The organism is Marichromatium sp. PS1 (assembly GCF_041155115.1).
GTDB lineage: Bacteria > Pseudomonadota > Gammaproteobacteria > Chromatiales > Chromatiaceae > Marichromatium > Marichromatium gracile.
Genome location: NZ_BAAFHB010000005.1, coordinates 692,713 through 717,841, shown reverse-complemented (window position 1 = coordinate 717,841; position 25,129 = coordinate 692,713). Strand labels below are relative to the sequence as shown.

Genomic DNA, 25,129 nt, shown 5'->3' with positions numbered 1-25,129 from the left:
TGGTCGGGGCGCGGGTCGATGACCGCGATCCTCGATATCGTCGTCCCCGTCTTCACCGTCATCGTCGCCGGCTATGTGGCGGTGCGGCTGGGGGTGATGGAGCGCGCGGCGACGGCGGTGCTGGGGCGCTTCGTGCTCCATGTCGCGATGCCCGCGCTGATCGTCGCGACCCTGGCCGGCACCGATCTGCGTCAGGCGATCGAGCCGGGGTTCCTGCTGGCCTACGGCACCGGGACGCTGCTCACCTACGGGCTGATGCTGGCGTGGTTTCGGGGTGGTCGGGGCGACCGGCTTGATCGCGCGGCGGTGAAGGCGCTCGGCTCGGCCTTCTCCAACAGCGCCTTCATCGGTTACGCGCTGCTGCTGCAGGCCTTCGACGAGCCGCCGGTGGCCGGCTTCGCCATGGCGTTGATGTTCGAGAACCTGGTGCTGATGCCGCTGGTGCTGAGCGTGCTCGAACTCGGCACCGGGCAGGGGCGGGCGCCGGGCGTCCGGGCCACCGCGCGGTTGATCGTGGCGCGGCTCGTCACCAACCCGCTGATCCTGGCGATCACCCTCGGTCTCGCGCTCGCGCTGTTCGAGGTGAGGCTGCCGCCGGGGCTGAGCGGGGCGCTGGGGTTGCTCGGACAGGGGGCGGCGGGGGTGGCGCTGTTCTTCGTCGGTGCGACCTTGGTCGGCAGCCGTCTCCACGCCAGCCTCGGCGAGATCGGGCAGGTCGCGCTGGCCAAGCTGGTGCTGCACCCGCTGCTGGTGGCGGCGATGGTGCTGGCCCTGCCGGCGTTCGATCCCGACCTGCAGCGCGCCGCCATCCTGATCGCCGCCTGTCCGATGTTCGCCATCTTTCCCGTCCTCGGCGCCCGCTACGGTCACGCCGAGCTGGCCAGCGGGGCGCTCCTGGGTGCCACCGCGCTTTCCTTCCTCAGTCTCTCGGTGGTGCTGGCACTGTTGCTGTGAGGGTTGGTGCGCGTGGCGCGAGCTCAGACCTTGAAGCGCGCCATCATGTGGTGCAGCTGCGCGGCCAGTTGCGCGACCTGATCGCTGGCCTGCGCGCTCTGCTCGGACCCGCCCAGGGTGGTCTCGATGGAGTGGGCGATGTTGGTGATGTTGCGGTTGATCTCCTCGGTCACCGCCGACTGCTGCTCGGCGGCGCTGGCGATCTGGTTGGCCATGTCGCTGATCCGCTCGACCGAGGCGCTGATCGTCTTGAGCGACTGACCGGCCTCGCTGGCCTGGGAGACGCTGTCGCGCGCCTTGACGCGCCCGGCGTGCATCGCCTTGACGGCGCTGTCGGCGTTCTGCTGCAGCCGCTCGATCATCTCGCGGATCTCCTCGGTGGAGTGACGGGTACGATCGGCCAGGGTGCGGACCTCGTCGGCGACCACCGCGAAGCCACGCCCCTGCTCGCCGGCGCGCGCCGCCTCGATCGCGGCGTTGAGCGCGAGCAGGTTGGTCTGCTCGGCGATGGCGCGGATCACCTCGAGCACGCGACCGATGTCGTCGCTGTCGGCCGAGAGCCGGTTGATCACCTCGGCGGCGCCCTCGACGGCCTCGGCCAGCGCGTCGATGGAGTCGACGCTGTGACGCACCACCGCCTCGCCCGAGGTGGCCTCGCGTAGCGTCGTGCTGACCGCGCGTGCGGTCTCGTTGGCGTTTTGCGCGACGCCCTGCACCGTGGCGGTCATCTGGTTCATGGCGGTGGCGACCTGTTCGCTCTCGCGTTGCTGCAGCTGGACCTGGTTGCGGCTCTCGCTGCTGTTGGCCGAGAGTTGTTCGGCGGCGCTGGCCAGCTGCGCCGAGGCGGCGTTCACCTCGACGATGAGCTGCTGGATCTTGTCGACGAAGGCATTGAAGGCGCGCGCCAGATCGGCCAGTTCGTCGCGTCCCTCGGCCACGAGCCGGTGGGTCAGGTCGCCCTTGCCGTGGGCGATCTCGTCGAGTCGCCCGGCGACCTGACGGATCGGGGTCGCGGTGAGCTGTGCGAGCACGAAGGCGCCGGTGATGCCGAGGGCGAGGATCAGCGCCAGCCCGACCGCGAGTCGGCGTTCGAGCTGATCGACACCGGTGGCGACGATGGCGTCGGTCTGAGCGCGGGGGATGCCGAGGAAGAGGAGACCGATCACCCGTCCCGCCTCGTCGACGAGCGGGTCGTAGACGGTGAGATAGGGTTCGCCGAGGATCTCGGCCTCGCCGATGAAGCGTTTGCCCGCCATCACCGGGGCGAAGGCCGCGCTGGCCTCGCCCAGCCGGGTGCCGACGGCACGCCGTCCGTCGGCGAGCCGGATGCTGGTGGTGAGGCGGGTGAAGTCGTCGCCCTCGCGGGCAAACACCGTGGCGAGTACGCCAAGATCCTCGCTGAGTCGGTCGACCAGTTCGAAGCGCTCGCGGATCGCCTCGCCGTCGGCATCGACCAGCACGCCCGCTTGCATTCGCACGTTCCCCCAGGACTGGGCGAGATAGACCTTCGCCGCCTCCAGGTCGCCGGCGATCTTCATCGACAGGGTGTGATCGACCAGTTGCCGGCCCATGGCGGTTGCGCTGTGGGTCGAGATCAGCAGGGCGGCCCCACCGACGAGGATCAATAGCGCGACGGTGAAGGCGATCAATCGCTCACGTATCGTCAATTTTCTCCACATGGAACTGCTGTGCCCGATGGTCTGGCGGTGGGAGTTGAGATGGTGGCGTCAAGCCATCAGTCCAATGGGTTTTTACCGCTTCCGGCCTTTTTCAATCAGGTCGCTAGGGCTTGGGTGCCGTCGGCGGCAGAGGACGATCGTGGCGGCAGGGTGATGGCTCAACGGGGTCTGAACCCCTGAAGTCGGGTCGTCTCTGCGTGTAATGTGCGGCGGTTTTCGTTGCTCCCGCTCGCCTGCCCCCTTGGGAATGCCTGAATACCGACTATGCTGTGTACGACTACGGCAGGGTGGGGCATGGAAGGGTGCGCGGTGCGCCCCCCGGGGCTGCGACTGGAGGCCGATGTGGCTGGCGATGGTGCGATGCAGTGCAGGTTGGAACTGCCCCCAATGCTCGAGGCATTGCCGGTGGCTCGTGGCTTCGCCGGCGAGCTGGCGGCGCTGGCCGGTTTCGACTCGAGACGGACCAATGCCATCGAGGTGGCGGTGGAGGAAGGCGTGGCCGGCGTCCTCGAACGTGCCGCTCCCGACTCCATCGAGCCGCTGGCGCTGGTCGGCGAGCTGACGCCGCTCACCCTCACCCTCACCCTCGACGATCGCGAGGCGCCGCCGCCGCCGCAGGCCGATCCGCCGTCGCGCGCGGTGCTCGATCGGGTCGACGAGATCGACCTCGAGGGTCTGCAGCGGCAGATGATCCGTGCCGCCGCCGATGTCGCGCAGTGGCAGTCGCGCGGGCGCGAGGGCAATCGGCTGCGGCTGGTCTTCAACCGCCCCGAGGCCGATATCGTCGCCCGCGCCGATCTCGATGCCCGTCCGCTGGAGCCGTTTGCCGAGTCCGTCGCCCGTGCACCCGAGCAGACCTATACGGTGCGCCGCGCCGCGCGCGACGGCGACTGGTACCAGGTTTCGCGGCTGGTCTATCGCGCCTATGGCTATACCCACCCGAGCGATGATCTCTACTACCCGGACCGGCTGTGTGAACTCAACCGCGCCGGTCGACTGATCTCGGTGGTGGCGACCGATGCCGCCGACACCGTGGTCGGGCACTATGCGCTCGAACTCGGCGGGCTCGGTCAGCTCGGCGCCTCGCGCCTCGCCGTGGCCGAGACCGGGATGGCGGTGGTCGACCCCGCGCATCGCGGGCGGCGGCTGATGGAGCGGATGCGCGAGCGGCTCGAAGCCCTCGCGCGCGAACGCGGGCTGAGCGGGCTGTTCGGCCAGCCGGTGACCACCCATCCCTTCAGTCAGAAGGTCAACGAGCGCTTCGGCGCCCATGTCTGCGCGCTCTCGCTGGCCTTCCTCGCCGGCAACCTGCGTTTTCGCGCGATGGCCGAGGAGCGCCCGGCGCAGCGCGAGAGCTGTCTGCTCTACTTCAAGCCGCTCGCCCCGCCGCCCGAGCGGTTGATCCTGCCCCCCGCGCACCATCGCGAGATTCTGCTCGAGACCTATGCCGAGAGCGGCATCCCGGCGCGTCTCGGCGAGCCCGGCGGCAGCGCCGGCGCGAGCCGGTTCGATGCCCATTATCTGAGCGCGCTCGATCTCGGCATGATCCGTCTCGAACGGGTCGGCGACGATGTCGCCGAGGCGCTGCGCGCGGCGCGCAACGAGCTGTGTCGGCGCGCCGGGGCGCGGGTGCTCTATCTCACCGTGCGCCTGAGCGATCACGGTTGCGCGGCGGCGGTGGCCGCGGCCGAGCGGCTCGGCTTCTTCTACGGCGGTCTCGCGCCCTGTTTCGACGAGGGCGAGGACGTGCTGCGGCTGCAGTACGTCGACACCGCGCTCGATCTCGATCGGGTCGAGTTGGTCGCGCCCTTCGCCCGGCGGCTGCTCGACTATGTCGAGCGCGACCGCCGGCGCGTCGAGCGGTAACGGCCGGTGCTCGAGCTGTTTCGCGCCCATCCCGCCTTCCTGCGCTTCTGGCTGGCGCAGGCGGTCTCCCAGATCGGCGACCGGGTGCACTCGCTGGCGCTGATCTGGCTGGTCTATCACTGGTCGGGCTCGGCCTCGGCGGTCGGCGTCATCCTCATCGCCACCTCGCTGCCCGGCATCCTCGTCGCGCCCCTGGCGGGGATGGTCTGCGACCGCTACCCGCGCCGTCTGGTGATGATCTGCGCCGATCTGGTCCGCGCCCTGGTGGTCGGCGCGCTCGCCTGGCTGGCCCACGGCGGCGCCCTGGCGCTGCCCGAGCTGATCGCGGCCACGGTGGTGATCTCGATCGCCTCGGCCTTCTTCAACCCGGCGGCGCTGGCGATGGTGCCGGGGCTGGTCACGCCCGCGGCGCTGCTGCGCGCCAATGCCGCCAGCCAGCTGCTGGTGGGGGCGAGCGCGGTCGCCGGACCGCTGTTCGGCAGCGCCCTGATCGCGCTGATCGGGGTCGCCCTGGCGTTCGCCATCAATGCCGTCTCCTTCCTGCTCTCGGCGCTGTTCATCGTCTCGGTGCGCGAGCCGGCGCGCCGCGTCGCGCCGCGCCTGGGGTTCTGGTCGGAGCTGCGCGCGGGGCGCGAGGCGTTGCGTCGCGCCCCCTTGATCGGCGCGCTGATGGGGCCGGTGGCGGTGGTCAACTTCTTCTTCGCCGCGGTACCCGTGGTCACCCCGGTGTTGGCCGAGGGCGTCCATGACGCCGGTGCCGCCGGGTTGGGGCTGCTGATGGCCTGCTTCGGCGCGGGGATGCTCGGCGGCTCGCTGGCGCTGTCGACGCGGCATCGTCCCGGCGAGCGCGGCGTGGTGCTCGCCGGGTTCCTGGTGATGGCCGGGTGTCTCGTGGTGGTTGCGCTCAGCCCCTGGCTGGCGCTCGCCGGGGCCGGACTCGTCGGGGTCGGGGTCGGGCTCAGCGCCATCAACATCACCCTCATCACCCTGTTCCAGCGTCTGCTGGAGGATGCCAGCCGGGGCAAGATCATGGCCCTGGTGACCGCCCTGGCGCTGTCGCTGCAGCCGCTGGCCTATGGCGTGATGGGGGTGGTCACCGATCTCATCCGCCCGGGCGGGGCCCTGTTGATCAGCGCGGCGGTGATGCTGTTGATCACGCTCTGGGTTGCCCGGCTGCAAGCCCTCAAGGAGGTGTGCGTTGAATCCTGAGCAGTTCGTGCGCGCGGTCCACGACTCGGTGCCGGCCTATCGCCGCTTCCTCGCCGCGGCCGGGTTGAGCGCGCCGGGGGATTGGGCGGCGCTGCCGCTGATGGACAAGCAGGGCTATCTGCTCGCCTATCCGGTGGAGACGCTCTGTCATGGCGGCAGTCTCGAGGGTTGCCACCTGATCGGCAGTTCCTCGGGGTTCAGCCGCGGCGGCTCGACCTTCTGGCCCAAGCGCCCGGCTGACGAGGGCGACTATGTCGCCGCCATCGAGCAGATGCTGATCGCGCATCACGGCATCGAGCGCAGGCGCACCCTGGTGATGGTCTGTCTCGCCCTCGGTACCTGGATCGGCGGGATGCAGCTGGCCGCGGCACTGCGCACCCTGGCCGCCAGCGCCCGTCACCCGATCACCGTCGCGACCCCGGGGCTCAACCTGCGCGAGGCCGCAGCGCTGTATCAGCGTTTCCATCAGCAGTTCGAGCAGTGTCTGATCCTCACCAACCCGTCGAACATCAATCTGCTCGGCGCCTTGCTGCGCGCGCACTGCCCGGACCTGGCCCCGGGCAGCGTCGCCTTCCCGGTGGTCGGCGAGTTCTTCACCGAGCGCTTCCGCGAGCAGGTGGCGCGCGACTTCGGCCACCCGGTCGAGGCCCCGTTTTGCGTCTGGACCGGCTACGGCTCGGCCGATACCGGGGATCTCGGCGTCGAGACCGCCGCGACCATCGCGCTGCGCAAGTGGCTCGCGCCTCGTCCCGAGCGGCTGCGGGCGCTGTTCGGCCGCGCCGAGGCGCCGATGCTGCTCGCGCCCACGCCCAAGGCGCTGATCGAGATCATCGGCGGCGAGATCGTGGTTACCAAGGACCAGTTGATCCCGTTGGTGCGCTACAACACCCGCGACCAGGGCGGGCTGCTCGCGCGCGCGCAGCTCGCCGCCGAGACGGGGCTGCCCGAGGCGCTGCTCGCGGCGCTGCCCGAGCAGCTCCTCTATGTCCACGGTCGGGTCAGCGACGCGCTGGTGTTCTACGGCACCAACCTGCCGGTGGCGGCGATCGGCGACTTCCTCCTCGGCCTGCCCGAGGCGTTCGGCTACGGCGGCCTGTTCCAGGTGGTGCGGCGCGAGCGCGCGGGCGTCGCGCGGCTGTTCTTCCGGGTCTTCACCCGCGCCGGGGCGGGGCGCGCCGAGGACTACGGCGAGCGCCTGCTCGCCTTCCTGCGCGAGCACAGCCTCGAGTTCGCGGCCAAGTACGACAACCTCTGTGCCGCCGCCGGCGGGTCGCTGATCGAGGTCGAGCTGCGCGACATCGCCGCTCTCGACCCGAGCGTCAAGCACCGTTTCATCCTGGACGAGGAGGAATAGCCGCATGTTTCCCTGGATCGAGTCCGAGCACCAGCTCGGACGCGCCCGCGAGATCTGGCACGCCGCGCTGGCCGCGCCCTTCTTCGCGGCCAAGTACGCCGGCATGCCGGCGCCGATGGACTGGATGCAGTGGCGCGCGCTGCCGGTGCTGAGCCGCCAGGAGCTCTACGACAACGCCTGGCCACGGACCGGAACCATGCTCACCGTGCCGCCCGAGGGGATGATCGTAACCTCGACCGGGGGCACCAGCGGCATGGCGCGCTATACCGTGCTCACCCATGCCGAGTGGGATCGCTTCTGCGCCGAACAGGCCCGGGCGCTGGCGCTGATCGGGGTCGGGGCGAAGGACCGGGTGGCCAACCTGCTGGTCGCCGGCAGTCTGTGGCCGTCCTTCCTCGGCGGTCACGAGATCATCAAGCGCCTCGGCGCGCTGCACCTGCCGATCTCGGCCAACATCCCGGTGGAGACGGTGCTGCGCTTCTGTCGCGAGTTCCAGCCGACGGTGATGCTGAGCCTGCCGACGCTGTTCGTGTTTCTCGCCGATCTGGCGCTGCGCGACGCCATCCGCTTCCCCGGGCTGCGGCTGATCGCCTATGCCGGCGAGCACATGAGCCCGGCGGTGCGGACGCATCTGCAGCGCGCCTTCGGCGCCGAGGTCGAGATCCACGCCCTGGCCTATACCAGCGCCGACGCCGGGCTGATGGGCTATCAGTGTCGCCGCTGCGCGCCCAATGCCTATCACGTGCCGAGCGATTTCCAGCTCATCGAGGTCGTCGACATGGAGCGCGGACGGGTCGCCGCGAGCGGCGAGGAGGGCGAGCTGCTGGTGACCAACCTGGCGCGGCGCTCGCAGCCGATCGTGCGCTATCGCATCGGCGATCGCGGCTGCTATACCGGCGAGCCCTGCGCCTGCGGCGATCGCAACCCGGTGCTGCGCCTGGCCGGGCGCGCCGGCGACGACTTCAAGCTCGGCGGCGCCTATGTCGCCATGGCGGTGGTCGAGCGGGCGGTGGAGACGGTCGCCGGGCGCGACGGCATCAGCCCCAACTACTGTCTGCGCATCGCCGACGAGGCCAACCGCATCGCCCTCGAACTGGTGGTCGAGGCCGGCGACCCGACCGCCGCCGCGCCCCACGCCGAGACCCTGGTCGGCGCGCTGGAGACGGCCATCCCCGAGCTCGGGGTGGCGCGCGAGCGCGGCTATCTGGCGCGGCTCGAGGCCCGCTTCGTCGCGCTCGGCAGTCTCGAGCGCAGCCCGGTGACCGGCAAGGTCCGCCATCTGCACGACCTGAGGGTCGAGGAGCCCGCATCATGAGCGCGATCGCCTCGCTGGACGCACTGTTCGAACTCGATGCCTTCGCCGCCGGCGCGGAGGCCGACCGCCGCTTCCTCGCCGCCGTGCGCGAGGTCTGCGCCCACCACATCGCCCACTGTCCGACCTATCGCCGGCTCTGCGAGCAGGAGGGCTTCACGCCGGAGCGCCTGGCGCGCATCGACGATCTCGTCGAGCTGCCCTGGATCATGGTCAACGTCTTCAAGCGCCACCGCCTGCTCTCGGTGCCCGAGCGCGAGCTGGTGGCCACCTTCACCTCGAGCGGCACCAGCGGTCAGCAGAGTCAGATCGCCTGGGACCAGGGCTCGATGGCGCGTCAGGACGCGATGCGCGCGGCGATCGTGCGCGGGCTCGGGCTGGAGTCGAGCGAGCCGGCGAACTATCTGGTGTTCGCCTACGCGCCCGAGGTCGCCGGGGGCAAGGGCGCGGCCCATGCGCACAGCCGCTATACCGCCTTCGCGCCGGCCGCCGAGCGTTTCTTCGCCATCCACGCCGACGCCGAGGGCGCGGCGGTGTTCCGGGTCGAGGAGTGTCTGGAGCAGCTCGCGCGCTTCGCCGCGAGCGGACTGGCGCTGCGGGTGATCGGCTTCCCCGCCTTCGCCTGGCGGATGCTGCGCGAGATGGCGGCGCGCGAGCTGCGGCTCGACTTCCCGCCCGGCAGCCTGATGATCCTCGCCGGCGGTTGGAAGGCGGCCCAGGACGAGGCGGTGCCGCGCGCGCGCTTTGCCGCCGTCGCCGCCGAGCACCTCGGCATCCCGCCCGAGGCGCAGCACGACGTCTACGGCTTCGTCGAGCACGGCGTGCCCTACATGACCTGCGAGGCCGGGCGCTTCCACGTCCCGGTCTATGCCCGCGCGCTCACCCGCCGCCCCGGCGGGCTGGAGCCGCTGGGGCGGGGCGAGCCGGGACTGCTGCAGGTGATCTCGCCCTACAACCTGGCGCAGCCGGCGCTGTCGGTGCTCGCCACCGATTACGCGATCGTCGACCAGGGCTGCCCCTGCGGGCGCGGCGGGCACACGCTCGACATCATCGGGCGCGCCGGCGTCGCCAAGCACCAGGGCTGCGCGATCACCGCCGCCGAGCTGCTCAAGAGCTGAGGGAGCCACGCCATGCACAACTACATCCACGGCGAGATCGACCATGCCGAGGCGCCGCTGACCGGGGCGCGGCTGGAGGCGATCCTCTCGCGCGCGCACGCGATGAAGGCGCGGGTGGCCGCCACCCCGCAGGGCTATCTGCTCGACCTGCTCGATCGCGTCGCGCGGGCCTGGAGCGCGCCGGACTATCCCTACCGGGTCGAGGCGCTGCGGCAGCTGCCCGCGCGGATCGGCTTCAGTCCGGCGATGATCGAGGCCGGGATCGAGGTGATGGTCGACCTGCTGCGCCGCGAGAACCTGCTCACCCGCCTGGGCTGCGACCTGGGGGATGCGCGGATGCTCGACGACTGGGTGTTCGATGCCCGCTTCCAGGGGCTGGTCAAGGCCCAGCCGCTGGGGGTGCTGGCCCATGTCTCGGCCGGCAACGTCTTCGTCGGCGGGGTCGACAGCCTGATCCAGGGCATCGTCACCCGCAACGTCAACCTGATGAAGATGTCCTCGGTCGATCCGATCTTCCCGGTGCTCTTCGCCTCCAGCCTGCGCGATCACGACCAGCGCGGCGACATCGCCCGCGCGCTGGCGCTGCTGACCTGGAAGGGCGGCGATCAGGGGGTGGAGCGGGTGCTCAAGCGCGACTGCAACGCCATCGTCGTCTACGGCGGCGCCGACACCATCCGCAGCTATCGCCGCGATCTCGGGCTGCACACCCGGCTGATCGAGTACGGACCCAAGTACAGCTTCGTGATGGTCGCCGCCGATGCGCTCGAGCGGCGCGGGCTGTCCGCCTGCGCCCGACTGATCGCGCGCGATGCGGTGATGTGGGAGCAGTCGGCCTGCTCCTCGCCGCACGTGGTCTATGTCGAGGGGCGCGAGACCGCCGAGCGGCTGATGGCGGCGCTCGGCGCGGCGCTGACCTGCTGGGCCGAGGAGATCCCGCCGGGGGCGATCAGCGACGATGCCGCGGTCGAGATCGACAAGGTGCGCGAGCTGGCCAAGGTGGAGCGGGCGATGGGCGTGGGCGACCTGCTGCACGGCGGCGGCGCCGGTTGGACGCTGGCGCTGCGCGACGATCCCGAGTTCGAGACCTCGTGCCAGCACCGTACCCTGATCATCAAGCCGGTCGATCGGCTGGAGTCGGTGATCGAGCGGGTCGCGCCGATGGGCGAGTACATCCAGACCGTGGCGCTGCTCACCGACGAGGCGCGCGCGCGGCGGCTCGGGCGCGCGCTCTCGGCGCTGGGCGCCGACCGCATGGTCGAGATCGGGCGCATGGCGGTGCGCAAGCACGGCACCCCGCACGACGGCACCCGCGGGCTGGCGACCCTGGTGCGCTGGACCTCGCTGGCGCGCGATCGGCTCGAGCAGGGCGCGGAGAGCACGCCCTGGCGCCGGCTCGACGATTCGGGCGACAGCTTCGATTTCCTCCCCGACGCCGAGCGCGACGCCCAGACCCGCTCGCGGCTGCTGCAGGTGATCGAGGACTGTCGCCAGGACTCGCCGCTGTTGCGCGAGCGCTATGCCGGGATCGCCCTGAGCGGACTCGACGATGTGCGTCGGCTGCCGCTGATGTCCGGCGAGGACTACAAGCTGCATCTGCCGCCGCGCGGCGACGGGCTGCTGACGGCGAGCGCGAGCGACGGCTATGTGTTCTCCAGCGGCGGCACCACCGGCGCGCCCAAGTTGGTCTATCGCACCGTCGCTGAGCAGCACGCCAACGCGCTGCGGCTCGGCAAGGGGCTGTCGCTGTCGGTGTTCGGGCCCGGCGACGTGGTCGCCAACCTGCTCTTCGCCGGCAGCATGTGGGCCTCCTTCGTCTCCTACAACCAGGCGCTGGAGGTCACCGGCTGTCGCATCCTGCCGATCTCGGGCAACCTGCCGATGGAGCAGATCGTCGAGCAGCTCACCGGTTACGGCGCCACCGCCATCATCACCATCCCCTCGGTGCTGCTGTCGCTGGCCGAGTACGTCGAGGTGCACGGGGTGGCGCTGCGCATCGACAAGGTCGCCACCGGCGGCGAGCACCTGTTCGCCGGCTCGCGCGCCTATCTCGGCCGGGTGCTCGGCATCACGCGCTTCGCCTCCACCGGCTACACCACCAACGACACCGGCGCCATCGGTTATCAGTGCGCGCACTGCGAGGGCGGGGTGCACCATGTCCACGAGGACCTGCACCATGTCGAGCTGCTTCACCCCGAGACCCTGACGCCCGTGGGGCCGGGCGAGATCGGCAAGGTGGTGGTGACCAACCTGCAGCGGCGGCTGATGCCGACCATCCGCTACGACGTCGGCGACCTCGGGCGCTGGGTCGAGGGCGAGTGCCCCTGCGGTCGGCGCACCCGGCGCATGGAGCTGCTCGGGCGCGCCGACGACGTGCTGATCATCGGCGGCGGCAACATCCAGCCCGAGGTGGTGGCGGCGGCGATCGCCGCGGTGCCCGGGCTGGGTGCCCACTTCCAGTTGCGCGCGCGCCTCGACGGGCATCGCGATCAATTGGTGGTGCGGGTCGAGCGCGCCGCCGATACCGCGTCGGAGGACGCCGCCGGGCTCGCCGAGACGCTGTTGCGGCGCCTGCTGCACGACTCCAAGGAGATCCGCGCGATGACCGAGGCCGGGCTGGTGGCGCCGATGCGCATCGAGGTGCTGGCGCTCGACGGTATCGAGCGCAACCCCAAGACCGGCAAGATCCGGCTGACGGTGGACGAGCGCGGCTAGCGCGGCTCAGTCCCCGAGCGGCGTGCCCGCGCCGCGATAGGCCAGCGCCATCAGGGTGATGTCGTCGGCGAAGGCGTGGACCTCGTCGAGGAGGCCCTCGACCAGGCTCCGGGGTGAGCCGGGGCCGAGCGCGCGCAGGGCCTCGCGCAGTCGCGCCTCGCCATAGAGCCCGGCCTCGGCGTCCATCGCCTCGGTGACCCCGTCGGTGTAGAGCAGCAGGCGATCGCCCGGCGCGAGCCGGGCGCGCGCGTCGCGATAGTGCGCCCCTTCCATCACCCCGAGCACCAGTTGTCGCTGCGAGGGCAGGGGTTCAATGCTGCCCTCGGCGCGCAGCAGCAGCGGCGGGTTGTGTCCGGCGTTGCTATGGATCAGCTCACCGCTGCGATGATCGAGGACGGCGTAGAACAGGGTGACGAACATGCACCGCGGGTTGTCGCGGGCGAGTTCGGCGTTGACCCGCTCGAGCACCTCGGCGGGGCCGCGCCCGGGCGTGCTCGTCGCCTTGACCAGGGTCTTGGCCACCGCCATGAACAGCGCCGCCGGCACCCCCTTGCCGGCGACATCGGCGATCACCAGACAGTGATGCTCGGCATCGAGGGCGAAGCAGTCGTAGAAGTCGCCGCCGACCTCGCGTGCCGGCTCGACCAGGGCGTGGAGCTCGAAGGCGGGGTGCGGCGCCAGCCGTCGCGGCAGGATCGAGAGCTGGATGTCGTGGGCGATGTGCAGCTCGCTGGCGATGCGCGCCTGGGCGGCGGTGCTGGCGGTGAGACGCTCGATGTGATCGCGCAGCGAGCGGGTCATGGTGGCGAAGCCGACGGTGAGGTCGCCGATCTCGTCGGCGCGCGGGTGGACCGGAAGCGGGGTGTCGAGTCGTCCCGCGGCGACCTCGCGGGTCGCCGCGACCAGTCGGCGCAGCGGTCGGGTGATGGCGCGTGCGCTGAGGGTGATCGCCACCAGCATCAGCGCCAGCCCGAGCAGGCCGATGGCGCTGGTGGTCAGCGCCAGGGCGCGGACGTCGTCGTCGATCTCCTCGGCCGGCAGCACTACCACCAGGGTCCAGCCGGGGGGGGCGACCGGGGCGTGATAGAGACGGATGGGATCGCCCGAGACATCGACCCCGTCGATCACGCCGGGGTGCCCCGAGAGCAGTTCGGCGGCGCGTTCGGGATGATGATCGAGCCCGAGCGCCTCGGGCACGGCGTGGATGTCGCGGCGCAGCGCCAGACCGGCCAGGGGATGGGTGATGAAGGTGCCCCCGGCGTCGAGCAGTGCGGCGTGACCGCTGTCGAGGAGGCGCAGCGCGGCGACCTCGCGGGTGAGTCGGTCGAGGTTCAGGTCGAGGCTCACCCGACCGCCGTCGAAGGCGGCGCTCAGCGTCACCATGCGCGCCTGACCGAGGTCGTCGTCGAAGTAGGGCGGCGACCAGGACAGCCCGTCAACCGGCGCCGGGTGGGGCAGGGGCGTGTCCGTCGGGCCGCGTTCGACCTCGCGCCCGTCCAGACACTCGACCTCGGTGCCGCGCCAACGGCAGTCATGGTCGCGTGGGCGTGGCGTGCCGGTCGGGGACGGGGCGAAGAGCAGGGCGCCGCCGAGGACGTCGCGGTTGTCGGCGATGCCCTGACGCAGCAGTTCGCGCGCGCCGGCGTCGTCGAAGTGGCCGTGGTTGAGCGCCGCGGCCAGCGCGCGGGCGGTGTGGGCGGCTGCGCTCAGCGGGATCTCGAGGGCGTTGGCGGTGGCCTCGGTCTGGAGGCGCGCGCCGCGGTCGATCTCGGCCTCGAGGGTGGCGAGCGAGCGCAGATAGTCGACCCCGAGTACCGCGAGCAGGATCGCCGAGGTGTAGAGCGAGACGATCAGGCTCAGCCGGGCGGCGATGCTTGGGCGTCTCATCGGCGTGGTTGGCCGGGGAGGCGCATGGTCAGGCGCAGCAGGTTGCCATCGTCGACCCGACGGTAGTCGAGGGCGTCGACCAGACGGCGGACCAGCACCCAGCCGAGACCACCGACCGGGCGTGTCGCCAGCGGTCGCGTCAGGTCCGGTGTCGGCGCGCGGGTGCCGTCGAAGGGGGTGCCGCCGTCGCGGATCTCGATCGTCAGGCGGTCGTCGGCGTGGTGGGTGCTGATCTCGGCCCAGCCTGGCGCATCGACGGGGTAGGCGTGGGTACAGAGGTTGACGAAGACCTCCTCGACGGCCAGCTCCAGCCGTCCCCGGGCCTCGGCTGCGAGCCCGGCCCCTTCGGCCGCCGCGACGACGAAGGCCAGCGCCCGGGGCAGGGCCGCGGTCTCGGCCGGGAGTTCGAGCCGCTGGGTCGTCACCGGCCCCTAGGCGGCGTCGAGCGCCGTGGCGACGGAGTCGTAAGTCTTGAAGATGGCGTCGAGTCCCGCCATCTCGAACACGTCGCGGACATTGCCGGTGAGGCTGGCGAGCAACAGGACGCCGCCCTGCTGCTGCAAGGCCTTGGCGGTGACGATCAGCGAGCGCAGCCCGGCGCTGCTGATGTAGGTGAGCCCGGCGAGGTCGAGTACGATGCGGGTGGCGCCGTCATCGATGAGCGCGAGCGCCCGGGCCTCGTAGCTCGGCGCGGTGAGGGTGTCGAGCCTGCCGCGGAGGGCGATGATCTGCGCACTGGGTGTCTGCTGAACGGCTAGCTCCATGGTTCAATCTCCTCGTTGCGGAGCGCTGTGCTGAGGGTGGTTGGAGGACACCAGCGGCGTTGTGTCGGTGCCCCGCTGGAGCCGAGGGGCACTTGCGGGGAATGGCCGTCAGCCGGGGTGGCTGGCGAGGGTATCGAGACTGGTCGGAGCGGGCGCGTTGGCACAGAAAGGCGGGCAGCCCGCAAGCTGCTCTCCGACTGGCTGGGTCGGCGCCTCATGGACCGGGAGCGCGGCGTCGGTGGATAGCCAAGAATGCATGAGCAGGATGGCCGAAGTGGCCCCCAGCGTTGATTTGATCAGCATCGCTGTCTGTCCCTTTTCGCATCACTGCCGACATGGCTGTGGGCGTCATGATGCTAGCACCCGTCTCGCTCGTATTGGAAGGCGGGGTGGGGCAGGCGCTGTCGGCGGCGCTGCATCCCGATCGCGATCCGCTGGCCCTTGGCCGACCCGCGGCTGGTCGCTCCGCCTGTCCGTGCCGACTCCTGGCGGGCCTCTTGGCATGCTCTAATCGGCGGGCCGATACGAGGAAGAAGGGGATGATCGCCGCCTTCTCGATGCATTTCGAGGCCATGGGTCGTGTTCCCGCGCTCGCTGTCCGCTTGGTAGGGATGGACTCAACTCGAAGGAAGTCGAGGGTGTATGGATTCGCTGTGTGATGTGTACAGTCGACGGGGTGGCCGCTCGGGTGAGCGGCGATCCTGGCAATTTGGCTGGCTGGTCGGTGTCGTCGGGCTGGTGTGTTGGGGGCAGGCACAGGGCGCCGCGCGCACCGAGGCCGATCAGATCGCGGGTCTGCTCGATCTGCTGGAGACCGAGACGCAGCTGGCCACCCGTAGCGGGATGAACGCCGACTTCGTCCCCGGGATGGCGACCATCCTGCTCGGCGACGAGATGCTGGCGCGCGGTGCGCGCACCGTCTGGGAGGCGCTGGCGCTGGTCCCGGGGATGAGTTCGGCGCTCGAGGTGACCGGTGAGCGACAGGTCCTCAGTCGGGGCGTCGGACACGGTTATGGATCGGGCAACATCAAGGTGCTGCTCGACGGCATGTCGATGAACTCGACCATGATGGCCACCGCCAACCCGGTGCTCAACATGCCCATCGAGCAGGTCGAGCGCATCGAGGTGATTCGCGGGCCGGGTTCGTCGGTCCATGGCGAGTATGCCTTTGCCGGTGTGGTCAATGTCATCACGCGCACCCGAGAGCGCGTGCTCGGGGCCATGGTCGCAGACGGCGGCGCTCAGGGCGTGACCGGGCGCTGGTTCTGGGAGGACCGGACGCGTGATCTGGAGGTCTCGGTCAACCTGGCCGGCACCCAGGGCGATGGCGGCAAGGCGTGGGTCGAGCGCGATGCCCTCGATCCGCTCGGGCTCGATGGGCTGTCGAATGCACCGGGGCCGGCCAATGCCGCGTTTCGCTATCGTGCCCTCCTCACCGATCTGCGCTGGGGCGCGAGCTTTGCCAAGCTGCGGCTGATCGACGACGCCAATGGCGATCATTTCGGCATCAACCATTTCCTCCCGCCCGACGACGGCAATCTGGCCGCGCGCCAGCGCTATGTGGCGCTGCAGCTGGGCCACCGGATGGCGCTCTCCGAGACGCTCGAACTCGAGCTGCGGGCCGAGGCCATCGAGCATGAACGTGATCGCGATCGATTGTTCGTCTTCCCTGCCGGTTATCTGGCCGACGAGGCGGTGTTCATGGATCAGGACTACCGCGAGCATCGCTACGAGGCCGTCGCCGATCTCCATTGGTACGGGTTGGAGGGACACGCGCTGCTGCTCGGTCTGGAGGCGGCCCATGTCGAGATCGACGAGGCGAGCTGGGCGTGGTCGGGATTGCCGTTCGCGCTCGAGCCGGAATGGCTCGACACCGCCCGCTCGCGGCGGATCCTCAGTGCGCTGATACAGGACCAGTTTAACCTCAGCGAGCGGGTGATGCTGACCGCGACGCTGCGCTACGACGACTACAGCGACGTCGGCTCGCTGGTCAGTCCGCGGCTCGCTGCGGTCTGGCGGATCGACGCGTCGAACATCCTCAAGCTGCAGTACGCCCGTGCCTTTCGTCCGCCGACCTTCTACGAACTGGAATACGCCCCGGCAGGTGATCTGCACGCCGGCGAGATCGCCAGCTATGAGCTTGGCTATATCTTCAAGCGACCGACTTGGGAGGCGCGACTGATCCTCTTCCACTCCGATCTCACCCGCCCGATCCAGTTCGACGACCAGGGTCTCGACGGTTTCGTCAATGGACCGGATGCTCGGCTGCAGGGGGTCGAGCTGGAGTACCAGCACCGCTTCGGTGCTCGTTTCAAGATCGACGCCAACCTCTCGCTGGTGGACGCACGTCGGCGTGACAGCGATGAGCCGCTGGCCGGCGGCGCCGACCTGCTGGCCAATCTCGCGCTGCTCTGGCGACCGCACGAGCGCTGGACCGCTGCATTGCAGCTGCGCCATGTCGGGCCGCGACATCGCGCCGAGCGAGATCCGCGCGATGCGGTCGATGCCAGTACCCAGCTCGACCTGACGCTGAGCTATCGTCAGGTCGGCGGTGGTCCCTTCCTGCACCTCGGGGTGAAGAACCTGACCGATACCGAGGTCTGGCTCCCCGATCAGCTCACCAGTTATGACGGCGTCGGGCTGGTCTATCCCGATGGCTATCCGACGCCGGGGCGGCGCTGGTGGCTGTCGGTCGGATACAGCTTCTGAGGGCGCTCCGATGTCGCGATGGCGCGTGCTCATCACTCCTCTTGCGCTCTGCTGGCCGCTGCTGCTGGGGGGCTGGCTGTATACCGGGCAGGCAATGGCCGAGCGGACCGGGCTGTGGCCGGAGGACGAGCAGCGATTGCGCGTCGGGTTGAAGCTCTTCCCCGCCTGTCTGGGGGCGCTCGAGGGGTTGGAGAGGCATCTCGGCGCGGGTGATGTGCTGCACGTGGTGGTGGTCTACGAAGGTGCGTTGGATACCGCGCGTCAGGCGGCCCAGGTGCTCGGGGGGGTTGCCACGGTGCGTGATCATCCGCTGCGGGTCGAGACCCTGCCCGCCCACGAACTCGATGCCGAGCGCTGGCGCCGGGGGCCGCCGGGGGCGATCTTCGTCGCCACCCCGGGTCTGTCGAGCGGGCAGCTGCGCACCTGGTCGCGCGAGCACGGTGTGCTGGTATTCTCCCCCTTTGCCGGCGACGTCGAGCGTGGCGCCGTGGCCGGTCTGCACGTGGCCGACCGTATCCTGCCGCTGGTCAATCTCGGGCAGGCCGAGCGTGCCGGGATTCGGTTCCGCTCCTTCTTCCTGCAGGTGGCCAAGATCCATGAATAAAGGCGCAATGGTGATGCTGGGCCAGGCGTCGCTGAGATTCGAGCGAGTATTGGCGCTGATCTTCGCGCTGCTGGGTGCCACCATCATCGCCGTCAGCAGCGTCTACTGGATGTTCGCGCTCGAACCCCTGTTGCGCGAGCACTACGAGAGCCAGTCACGCGCCTTTGCCCAGGCCCAGGCCCCGGGACTCGAGCGGCTGCTCGACGGTACGGCCCGCCCCGAGTATCTGCGTGGCGAGCTGCAGGCGGCACTCGATGCCATCCTGCTGCTCGAGGACCAGTCGACCGGCATCGCCTTCATCCATCGCATCGAGCTGGTGCTCGACTACGACATGCTGGATCTGCCCAAGGGGTGTCTCGACATGACGCGTGGCGACCTGGGCTGCGAGAGTTGCGTGCTGGTGCCGATCGCGCTCTATCACCCGCGCGACCATCTGCTCATCGGGGTGGTCCGGTTCTACGCCAATCCCGAGTTCCTGCAGCAGCTGATCGCCGGGGTGCGTGGCAAACTGCTGTGGGGTGCGGGGACAATGTTGGTGCTGATCACCCTGGCCTGGGTCGGTATCAGCCGCTTGCTGCGCCGCCTCGGCGAGAGCGAGTCCAACCTGCGCAATGTTTTCGAGGCGGCCTCTTTCCCGATGGTGCTCCACGAGCCGGGGCGGCGCAGCCTGTCGCGGGCCAACGAGGCGGCGCGCCGTTATCTCGCGCTGGAGGGGATGGCCGGCGATCTGAACAGTGAGGACTGGCGCTATCTGCTTGCCGCCGGACTGCCGAGCGGTGATGGCGAGCAGCGCGAGATGTGTATCCCGACCGAGGACGGCGAGTTGCGCTGGGCGCTGGTGTCGACGGTCGAGCTGCGCTTCTCGGGAGGTCAGGGGCGGCTGGTGTCGCTGGTCGATGTCACCCGACTGAAGGCGATCCAGGAGGAGCTGCGCGCGGCCTCCTTCACCGATGGGTTGACCGGCCTCTACAACCGCCGCTATCTGTTCTCGATGCTGGGCAAGGAGGTGGACATGTTCCACCGCTATCATCAGCCGCTGTCGATCTTTCTCTTCGATCTCGACGACTTCAAGAAGATCAACGATCAGTACGGCCATCCGGTGGGCGACGAGGTGCTGGTGCGGGTGGCCGAGGAGCTGCGCCAGTGCGTTCGCGAGGTCGATGTGATCGGGCGTTATGGTGGCGAGGAGTTCATGGTGATCCTGCCCCATGCCCATCTCTCGGCGGCCCGTGAGGTGGCCGAGCGGATCCGGGTGCAGGTCAGCGCGCTGGGGTGGCCGCAGGCGGGGTTGCGGGTGACCATCAGTGGCGGTGTGTGCGAGTTCAACGGCGTCTCCGTCGACGCCTTCGTCAAGCTCGCCGACGACAGCCTCTATCGGGCGAAGAAGGCGGGCAAGGATCAGGTCTTGACCGATATGTCGCCAACCGGGGTTGAATTGCTCGATCAACGCCCCGACATTGGGGGCGCTCGCCAGCATGGGCGAGACGGATGAACCGACCGTCAGTTACGTTTAAGGGAGATAGTCAATGAAACGCATGCCAGCCAGCGCTGTCGCCGGCGTCCTCGCCGTCGCGCTCGCCAGTGTCGCCTCCGCCGCCGAGCTCAAGCCCGAGGATCAGATCCAGTACCGTCAGGCCGGCTACAGCTTCATGGCTTGGAACATGGGTAAGATCAAGGCCAACCTCCAGGGTGACTTTGATCAGGGGCAGGTCGAGGCCGCGGCCAACGCCATCGCCGCGATCGCCAACTCGGGCATGGGCGCGCTCTACGGTCCCGGCACCGACAAGGACGTGGGCGACGTCGAGACCGACGTCAAGCCCGAGTTCTTCGAGAACATGGAAGAGGTCGGCAAGGTGGCGCGTAACTTCATCGCCGCCGCCAACAACATGGCCGAGGTCGCCGCCGCTGGCGATCAGGCCGCGGTGCAGGATGCCTTCGGCAAGCTCGGCCAGAGCTGCAAGTCCTGTCACGACAAGTTCCGCGCCGACGACTGATCGCCCGGCCCGGGTCCGGTGACGGACCCATGGAACGACGAGGCCGCCTCCGGGCGGCCTCTTGCGTTATCGCCTCACCAGGCCGGGATGCTGCCCGGCGGTGGTGGCGGTGGCGGGGCGGGCAAGAGCCCGCCGGCGGCGATCCACACCACCAGTGCCGCGACCAGCAGCGCGAACACCAGGGCGATCGGTCCACCGCCGCGCGCCGAGGGGATGGCGGGGTCGTCGACCTCCTTGACGCCGTTGATCATCGGGATGACCAGGTTGTTCTTGCGCACCAGGGCGTAGAACAGCATCGCCGCCACGTGCAGCGAGACCAGCGCGATGATCAGCCAGTAGGCCTGGCGGTGCAGCCCGATCAGCCAGTCGCTGACGTCCTTGGAGACCAGCGGGTAGAGCGGTCCCTCGAAGGCGATGTCGTCGTTGCCGAACAGGCCGGTGAGGGTCTGGATGGCGAGGATGCCGAGCAGCACCAGCACCGAGACCGCGCCGAGCGGGTTGTGGCCGGCGCCGTGCCAGCGTCCGCGCAGGTAGTCGAGCACCGCGCGCGGGCCGCGCACGAACTGGCTGAAGCGGGCATAGGTCGAGCCGACCAGCCCCCAGGTGACGCGAAAGGCGATCAGACCGGCGATCGCCAGCCCGATCCAGCCGTGCCAGGTCATCAGGTTGCCGCCGATCTCGCCGGTGACGTAGGCCGCCACCACCAGCACGAACAGCAGCCAGTGCACGGCCCGGGTCGGCAGATCCCAGAGCCGGATACGGTATGCTTGCATGATGATCGATCCATGGTTCGGTTGAGTCCGGGACGTGATCGGTCACGACCCGGATAAGGGCCGTCGCGCCTCGGGCGGCGACGGTTCCGGACGGCGGGCGCTGACGATCGTCGTTGCGCGCGCTGGCCGCGCGGCGGGACAATCCCGGCACGGGCTCGCGGCGCGCCCGCCGCGGGGTTCGACGCCCGCGCTCGCCATCAGTTTCACCCACCGGGCCGAACCCTGCCAAGCACGCCCCGGCGGACAATCGCTTTTTTCGGAGACACGACCCAATGACCCCAGCAGTGGTGCTGCTCAGCGGTGGCCTCGACTCGACCACCGTGCTTGCGATCGCCAAGGACCAGGGCTTCGCCCCCCATGCGCTGTCGTTTCGCTATGGTCAGCGCCATGGCTGCGAGCTCGACGCCGCCGCGCGGGTGGCCGCGCAGCTCGGGGTGGTCGAGCATGTGATCGCCGATATCGATCTGCGTCGTTTCGGCGGCTCGGCGCTGACCGCCGACATCGCGGTGCCCAAGGGGCGCTCCGCGGAGGAGATGGACTCGGCGATCCCGGTCACCTATGTCCCGGCGCGCAACACGGTGTTTCTCTCCTTCGCCCTGGCCTGGGCCGAGACCCTGGGGGCGAGCGACATCTTCATCGGTGTCAACGCCCTCGACTACTCCGGCTATCCCGACTGTCGCCCCGAGTACATCGCCGCTTACGAGCAGATGGCCAACCTCGCCACCGTCGCCGGGGTCGAGGGGCGTCAGCGGTTGCGGATCCACACCCCGCTGATCGACCTGACCAAGGCCAGGATCATCCAGCGCGGACTGGCGCTCGGCGTCGACTACGCCCTCACCTCCAGCTGCTACGACCCCGACGCGCACGGCCGTCCCTGCGGCGGCTGCGATTCCTGCCTGCTGCGCGCCAAGGGCTTCGCCGAGGCCGGGGTCGCCGATCCACTGCTCAACCGATTCGAGAACCCATGACCGAACGTCTTCTCCATGTCGCCGCCGCCCCCTTCGAGGCGGCCCGTCACGTCTCCGTGCTGCCTGCCGAGCACCGTTGCCGCGCGCTCCACGGCCACAGCTTCCTCGCCCGGGTGCGCACCGAGCTGGCGCCCGGCTGGGCGCCCTTTGCCGGCGCCGAGACCGACGCGCTGCGCGAGCGTCTCGCCGAGGCGGTCGCGCCGCTCGACTATGCCGATCTCAACACCCGGCTGCGGGTGCCCACCGACGAGAACCTGGCGCGCTGGGTGCGCGATCATCTCGCCCTCGACGGGGTCGAGTCGGTCGGTATCCACAGCACCCGCGACCAGGGCGTCGACCTCGATGCCGACGGCCATTGCCATCTGTGGCGACGCTTCCGTTTCGAGTCCGCCCACCAGCTGCCCAACGTCCCCGAGGGGCACCAATGCGGGCGGATGCACGGTCACGGCTTCGAGGTCATCCTCCACGCCGACCAGACCCTGGCCGAGGATCAGGACATGGGCGTCGACTACGACTGTATCGACGCCCTCTGGGCGCCGCTCGGCGCCACCCTCGATCATGCCTGTCTCAACGACATCCCCGGGCTCGAGAACCCCACCAGCGAGATGCTCGCCGCCTGGATCTGGGCGCGGCTCAAGCCCGAGTTCGCGCCGCTGTCCTGGGTCAGCGTCTACGAGACGGCGACCGCCGGCTGCCAGTTCGACGGCAGCAGCTACCGGATCTGGAAGGAGCAGCGCTTCGAGAGCGCGCTCAGCCTGAGCGCCGCGCCCGAGGGCGATGCGCGCCGTCGGCTGCACGGTCACAGCTATCTGCTGCGGTTGCATCTGTGTGCGCCGCTCGACCGGGTGATGGGCTGGACGGTCGACTACGGCGACGTCAAGCGGCTGTTCAAGCCGGTCTATGCGCGGCTCGACCATCACCGTCTCGACACCCTGCCGGGGATCGATCAGGCCGCGCCGGGCGCGCTGGCGCGCTGGATCCGCGCCGAGGTCGGCGATGCGCTGCCCGCGCTCGATCGGATCGACCTGCACCAGACCCCGGGGTGTGGCGCGGTGCTCAGCTGGGGGCCGCAGGGCCCGGCGCTGCCGGTATGAGCTACGCGGTCAAGGAGGTCTTCTACACCCTCCAGGGCGAGGGCGCCCAGGCCGGGCGCGCGGCGGTGTTCTGTCGCTTCGCCGGTTGCAACCTGTGGTCGGGGCTGGAGCGCGATCGCGCCACCGCCCGGTGTCGCTTCTGCGATACCGATTTTCGCGGCACCGATGGCGCCGGCGGTGGGTATTTCGTCGACGCCGAGCGACTCGCCGCGCACATCGCCGCGTGCTGGCCGCGCGATGCCGACCCTGAGGCCATCCCTTATGTGGTGTGTACCGGCGGCGAGCCGGCGCTGCAGCTCGATGTCGCCCTGATCGCGGCACTGCACGCGCATGGCTTCGAGGTTGGCGTCGAGAGCAACGGCACCCTGGCACTGCCGGCGGGGATCGACTGGGTCTGTATCAGCCCCAAGGCCGGGACCGAGCTGATGGTGCGCCGTGGCGACGAACTCAAGCTGGTCTATCCGCAGCCCGGCGCCGAGCCCGAGCGCTATGTCGGACTCGCCTTCGAGCACCGTATCCTCCAGCCGCTCGACGACGCCGAGCGCGCGGCCCACACCGAGGCCGCCGCCGCTCACTGCCTCGCCGATCCGCGCTGGCGGCTCGGCATCCAGATGCACAAGCTCGTCGGGCTGCCCTGAGGTCAGCCGCCAGCCGCCAGCGGATTGAACCGCAAAGCCGCAGAGGGCGCGCAGGGATTCAAGCTGCCAGCCGCCAGTGGATGGTCGGCGTCGACGATAGCGCCACTCCCCATTCGCTGTCAGCGACCGGTTGGCATGCGTTTCCGACCAACACTCGAAGACAGGCAGTCACTGGCGGCTGGAGGCTGATCGCTGGAAGCTGCTTTGAACCGCAAAGGCCCAAAGGGCGCGCAGGGATTCAAGCTGCCAGCCATCAGCGGCCAGCCGCCAGTGGATGGTCGGCGTCGACGATAGCGCCACTCCCCATTCGCTGTCAGCGACCGGTTGGCATGCGTTTCCGACCAACACTCGAAGACAGGCGGCCACTGGCGGCTGGAGGCTGATGGCTGGAAGCTCTTCTCACCTTTGCGTGCTTTGCGGCTTTGCGGTTCAATCTCCTGGCCGCTGGCCGCTGGCCGCTGGCCGCTGGCCGCTGGCCGCTTTCCCTTGCGATTGGTTTCTGCCCAGGGGGGGCTGTTGTAAATCGTTATTGACATTGCTTGGTGTCAATATAAGATGACATGCTCAAGATCTCAGAGCGGGTCCATCCGAACGCGCGAGACGTGTGCACGGGTGAGCCGCGCCAGCTGTCGCGGTCGGGGTCATGGCGTCTCCCTTAACGCATGATTGAGGCGGCGACATCATCTCTAACCCCTCAGGAGGCCACTGTGGCTGATCAAAAATCCTTCTCCGCTCCCAAGGGTGGCGCGGGCAAATCGCGCGGCGCGGCCAAGGCGGCCAACAAGCAGCAGGCACCCGCGAAGCAGCAGGCACCCGTGCAGCAGCAGGCAGCGCCGGCTCAGCAGGCTGCTCCTGCAGCCGTGCAGGCGAACACGTCCGGGATCACCGAGGCGCAGGCGAAGGAGTTCCACGAACAGTTCAAGGTGACCTACACCGCGTTCGTCGGACTCGCAGCCGTCGTGCACCTGTTCCTCATCGCGACCAAGCCCTGGTTCTGATCCCCCTCCGCAAGGACCAATCAACATGAGCGAAAACACCATGAAGCCGAGCAATCCCCAGGACGACTGGAAGATCTGGATGGTGGTCAACCCCGCGACCTGGCTGATGCCGATCCTCTACGCCGTGCTGGTGATCGCGCTGGCGGTGCACGCCGTCGTGTTCGCGGCCGGCTTCGGTTGGAACTGATCGCGCGCTGAGCCGTGCCTCGCCGCGCGCGGGGTCGCCGCTCCCAACGACCCCGACGGTCTGCGACCGTCGGGGTCGTTGTCGTTTGGGAGAGCGCTGACAGCTGTCAGCGATCAGCGATCAGCGATCAGCGATCAGCGATCAGCGATCAGCGATCAGCGATCAGAAGATTGAACCGCCAAGACGCGAAGCACGCAAAGGGGTTTGGATATGCAAGCCTCCTGCGCCGACGCGGCTTACCACTGGAGGCTGTCAGCTGGTCGCTGGAAGCTGATTCGAATCGCAAAGACACCAAGGACGCAAAGAAAG

21 protein-coding genes are annotated in these 25,129 nt (G+C 69.5%); 16 read left to right on the top strand and 5 right to left on the bottom strand.

Annotated elements, in window-relative coordinates:
• Positions 1-18: 18 nt before the first annotated feature.
• Positions 19-954: an AEC family transporter gene (locus ACAM26_RS15440; RefSeq protein WP_369614040.1), complete on the top strand. Its 936-nt coding sequence runs from the start codon at positions 19-21 to the stop codon at positions 952-954.
• Positions 955-977: 23 nt separating this feature from the next.
• Here ACAM26_RS15440 and ACAM26_RS15435 read toward each other — a convergent pair whose 3' ends face one another.
• On the bottom strand, positions 978-2,621 hold the full coding sequence (locus ACAM26_RS15435) for a methyl-accepting chemotaxis protein (protein WP_369614039.1): 1,644 nt from the start codon (positions 2,619-2,621) through the stop codon (positions 978-980).
• Positions 2,622-3,005: 384 nt separating this feature from the next.
• Between ACAM26_RS15435 and ACAM26_RS15430 the strand changes: the two genes are divergently transcribed.
• The 6 genes from ACAM26_RS15430 to ACAM26_RS15405 are packed head-to-tail and all read left to right on the top strand — an operon-like array spanning position 3,006 to position 12,204.
• On the top strand, positions 3,006-4,499 hold the full coding sequence (locus ACAM26_RS15430) for a GNAT family N-acetyltransferase (protein WP_369614038.1): 1,494 nt from the start codon (positions 3,006-3,008) through the stop codon (positions 4,497-4,499).
• Positions 4,500-4,505: 6 nt separating this feature from the next.
• Positions 4,506-5,708, top strand: coding sequence for an MFS transporter (locus ACAM26_RS15425; RefSeq protein ID WP_369614037.1), 1,203 nt, complete (start codon positions 4,506-4,508; stop codon positions 5,706-5,708).
• Entirely contained in the window at positions 5,698-7,062 is a 1,365-nt protein-coding gene (locus ACAM26_RS15420; protein WP_369614036.1) for a phenylacetate--CoA ligase, read from the top strand. The genes ACAM26_RS15425 and ACAM26_RS15420 overlap by 11 nt, the downstream gene beginning before the upstream one ends.
• A gap of 4 nt (positions 7,063-7,066) precedes the next feature.
• On the top strand, positions 7,067-8,377 hold the full coding sequence (locus ACAM26_RS15415; protein ID WP_369614035.1) for a phenylacetate--CoA ligase family protein: 1,311 nt from the start codon (positions 7,067-7,069) through the stop codon (positions 8,375-8,377).
• Positions 8,374-9,492 (top strand): acyl-protein synthetase, encoded by a 1,119-nt coding sequence (locus ACAM26_RS15410; protein WP_123143228.1) that lies wholly within the window; start codon positions 8,374-8,376, stop codon positions 9,490-9,492. Before ACAM26_RS15415 ends, ACAM26_RS15410 begins: the two co-directional genes overlap by 4 nt.
• A 12-nt stretch (positions 9,493-9,504) precedes the next feature.
• Positions 9,505-12,204: an acyl-CoA reductase gene (locus ACAM26_RS15405; RefSeq protein WP_369614034.1), complete on the top strand. Its 2,700-nt coding sequence runs from the start codon at positions 9,505-9,507 to the stop codon at positions 12,202-12,204.
• A gap of 6 nt (positions 12,205-12,210) precedes the next feature.
• On the opposite strand, the gene ACAM26_RS15400 is transcribed toward ACAM26_RS15405, so the two are convergent.
• From ACAM26_RS15400 to ACAM26_RS15390, 3 genes are read right to left on the bottom strand one after another with little or no spacing between them, the layout of a single operon-like run.
• Positions 12,211-14,091, bottom strand: coding sequence for a PP2C family protein-serine/threonine phosphatase (locus ACAM26_RS15400; RefSeq protein ID WP_369614033.1), 1,881 nt, complete (start codon positions 14,089-14,091; stop codon positions 12,211-12,213).
• A complete protein-coding gene (locus ACAM26_RS15395) occupies positions 14,088-14,516 on the bottom strand; it encodes an ATP-binding protein (protein WP_369614032.1) in 429 nt (142 codons plus the stop codon). Before ACAM26_RS15395 ends, ACAM26_RS15400 begins: the two co-directional genes overlap by 4 nt.
• Before the next feature lie 6 nt (positions 14,517-14,522).
• Positions 14,523-14,855, bottom strand: coding sequence for an STAS domain-containing protein (locus ACAM26_RS15390; protein WP_123143224.1), 333 nt, complete (start codon positions 14,853-14,855; stop codon positions 14,523-14,525).
• Between the two features lie 642 nt (positions 14,856-15,497).
• Between ACAM26_RS15390 and ACAM26_RS15385 the strand changes: the two genes are divergently transcribed.
• From ACAM26_RS15385 to ACAM26_RS15370, 4 genes are read left to right on the top strand one after another with little or no spacing between them, the layout of a single operon-like run.
• Positions 15,498-17,564 (top strand): TonB-dependent receptor plug domain-containing protein, encoded by a 2,067-nt coding sequence (locus ACAM26_RS15385; protein ID WP_369614031.1) that lies wholly within the window; start codon positions 15,498-15,500, stop codon positions 17,562-17,564.
• 25 nt (positions 17,565-17,589) lie between these two features.
• Entirely contained in the window at positions 17,590-18,168 is a 579-nt protein-coding gene (locus ACAM26_RS15380) for a YfiR family protein (RefSeq protein ID WP_223806156.1), read from the top strand.
• Positions 18,161-19,660, top strand: a complete 1,500-nt coding sequence (locus ACAM26_RS15375; RefSeq protein ID WP_223806155.1) for a diguanylate cyclase — start codon at positions 18,161-18,163, stop codon at positions 19,658-19,660. The genes ACAM26_RS15380 and ACAM26_RS15375 overlap by 8 nt, the downstream gene beginning before the upstream one ends.
• A 34-nt stretch (positions 19,661-19,694) precedes the next feature.
• Positions 19,695-20,162: a cytochrome c gene (locus ACAM26_RS15370; RefSeq protein WP_123140873.1), complete on the top strand. Its 468-nt coding sequence runs from the start codon at positions 19,695-19,697 to the stop codon at positions 20,160-20,162.
• 74 nt (positions 20,163-20,236) lie between these two features.
• Here ACAM26_RS15370 and ACAM26_RS15365 read toward each other — a convergent pair whose 3' ends face one another.
• Positions 20,237-20,935: a cytochrome b/b6 domain-containing protein gene (locus tag ACAM26_RS15365; protein ID WP_369614030.1), complete on the bottom strand. Its 699-nt coding sequence runs from the start codon at positions 20,933-20,935 to the stop codon at positions 20,237-20,239.
• Positions 20,936-21,207: 272 nt separating this feature from the next.
• Here ACAM26_RS15365 and queC point away from each other — a divergent pair, with 272 nt between their 5' ends.
• The 5 genes from queC to pufA all read left to right on the top strand — a co-directional run bounded on the left by queC (position 21,208) and on the right by pufA (position 24,820).
• Positions 21,208-21,903: a 7-cyano-7-deazaguanine synthase QueC gene (gene queC, locus ACAM26_RS15360; RefSeq protein WP_369614029.1), complete on the top strand. Its 696-nt coding sequence runs from the start codon at positions 21,208-21,210 to the stop codon at positions 21,901-21,903.
• Positions 21,900-22,997 (top strand): 6-carboxytetrahydropterin synthase, encoded by a 1,098-nt coding sequence (locus ACAM26_RS15355; protein WP_123140876.1) that lies wholly within the window; start codon positions 21,900-21,902, stop codon positions 22,995-22,997. Before queC ends, ACAM26_RS15355 begins: the two co-directional genes overlap by 4 nt.
• Entirely contained in the window at positions 22,994-23,635 is a 642-nt protein-coding gene (gene queE, locus ACAM26_RS15350) for a 7-carboxy-7-deazaguanine synthase (RefSeq protein WP_123143218.1), read from the top strand. Before ACAM26_RS15355 ends, queE begins: the two co-directional genes overlap by 4 nt.
• An 860-nt stretch (positions 23,636-24,495) precedes the next feature.
• Positions 24,496-24,633 carry a light-harvesting protein gene (locus tag ACAM26_RS15345; RefSeq protein ID WP_062278067.1) on the top strand — a complete coding sequence of 46 codons (138 nt, stop codon included), beginning with the start codon at positions 24,496-24,498 and terminating at the stop codon, positions 24,631-24,633.
• A gap of 25 nt (positions 24,634-24,658) precedes the next feature.
• A complete protein-coding gene (pufA, locus tag ACAM26_RS15340) occupies positions 24,659-24,820 on the top strand; it encodes a light-harvesting antenna LH1, alpha subunit (RefSeq protein ID WP_123140879.1) in 162 nt (53 codons plus the stop codon).
• Positions 24,821-25,129: the final 309 nt, after the last annotated feature.

What these genes read in the sequence shown, in the direction of transcription:
- ACAM26_RS15440 (WP_369614040.1), top strand. Translation starts at nt 19, where the DNA reads ATGACCGCGATCCTCGATATCGTCGTCCCCGTCTTCACCGTCATCGTC.
- ACAM26_RS15415 (WP_369614035.1), top strand. Translation starts at nt 7,067, where the DNA reads ATGTTTCCCTGGATCGAGTCCGAGCACCAGCTCGGACGCGCCCGCGAG.
- ACAM26_RS15410 (WP_123143228.1), top strand. Translation starts at nt 8,374, where the DNA reads ATGAGCGCGATCGCCTCGCTGGACGCACTGTTCGAACTCGATGCCTTC.
- ACAM26_RS15405 (WP_369614034.1), top strand. Translation starts at nt 9,505, where the DNA reads ATGCACAACTACATCCACGGCGAGATCGACCATGCCGAGGCGCCGCTG.
- ACAM26_RS15400 (WP_369614033.1), bottom strand. Translation starts at nt 14,091, where the DNA reads ATGAGACGCCCAAGCATCGCCGCCCGGCTGAGCCTGATCGTCTCGCTC.
- ACAM26_RS15390 (WP_123143224.1), bottom strand. Translation starts at nt 14,855, where the DNA reads ATGGAGCTAGCCGTTCAGCAGACACCCAGTGCGCAGATCATCGCCCTC.
- ACAM26_RS15385 (WP_369614031.1), top strand. Translation starts at nt 15,498, where the DNA reads ATGGATTCGCTGTGTGATGTGTACAGTCGACGGGGTGGCCGCTCGGGT.
- ACAM26_RS15375 (WP_223806155.1), top strand. Translation starts at nt 18,161, where the DNA reads ATGAATAAAGGCGCAATGGTGATGCTGGGCCAGGCGTCGCTGAGATTC.
- ACAM26_RS15370 (WP_123140873.1), top strand. Translation starts at nt 19,695, where the DNA reads ATGAAACGCATGCCAGCCAGCGCTGTCGCCGGCGTCCTCGCCGTCGCG.
- ACAM26_RS15365 (WP_369614030.1), bottom strand. Translation starts at nt 20,935, where the DNA reads ATGCAAGCATACCGTATCCGGCTCTGGGATCTGCCGACCCGGGCCGTG.
- queC (WP_369614029.1), top strand. Translation starts at nt 21,208, where the DNA reads ATGACCCCAGCAGTGGTGCTGCTCAGCGGTGGCCTCGACTCGACCACC.
- ACAM26_RS15355 (WP_123140876.1), top strand. Translation starts at nt 21,900, where the DNA reads ATGACCGAACGTCTTCTCCATGTCGCCGCCGCCCCCTTCGAGGCGGCC.
- queE (WP_123143218.1), top strand. Translation starts at nt 22,994, where the DNA reads ATGAGCTACGCGGTCAAGGAGGTCTTCTACACCCTCCAGGGCGAGGGC.
- pufA (WP_123140879.1), top strand. Translation starts at nt 24,659, where the DNA reads ATGAGCGAAAACACCATGAAGCCGAGCAATCCCCAGGACGACTGGAAG.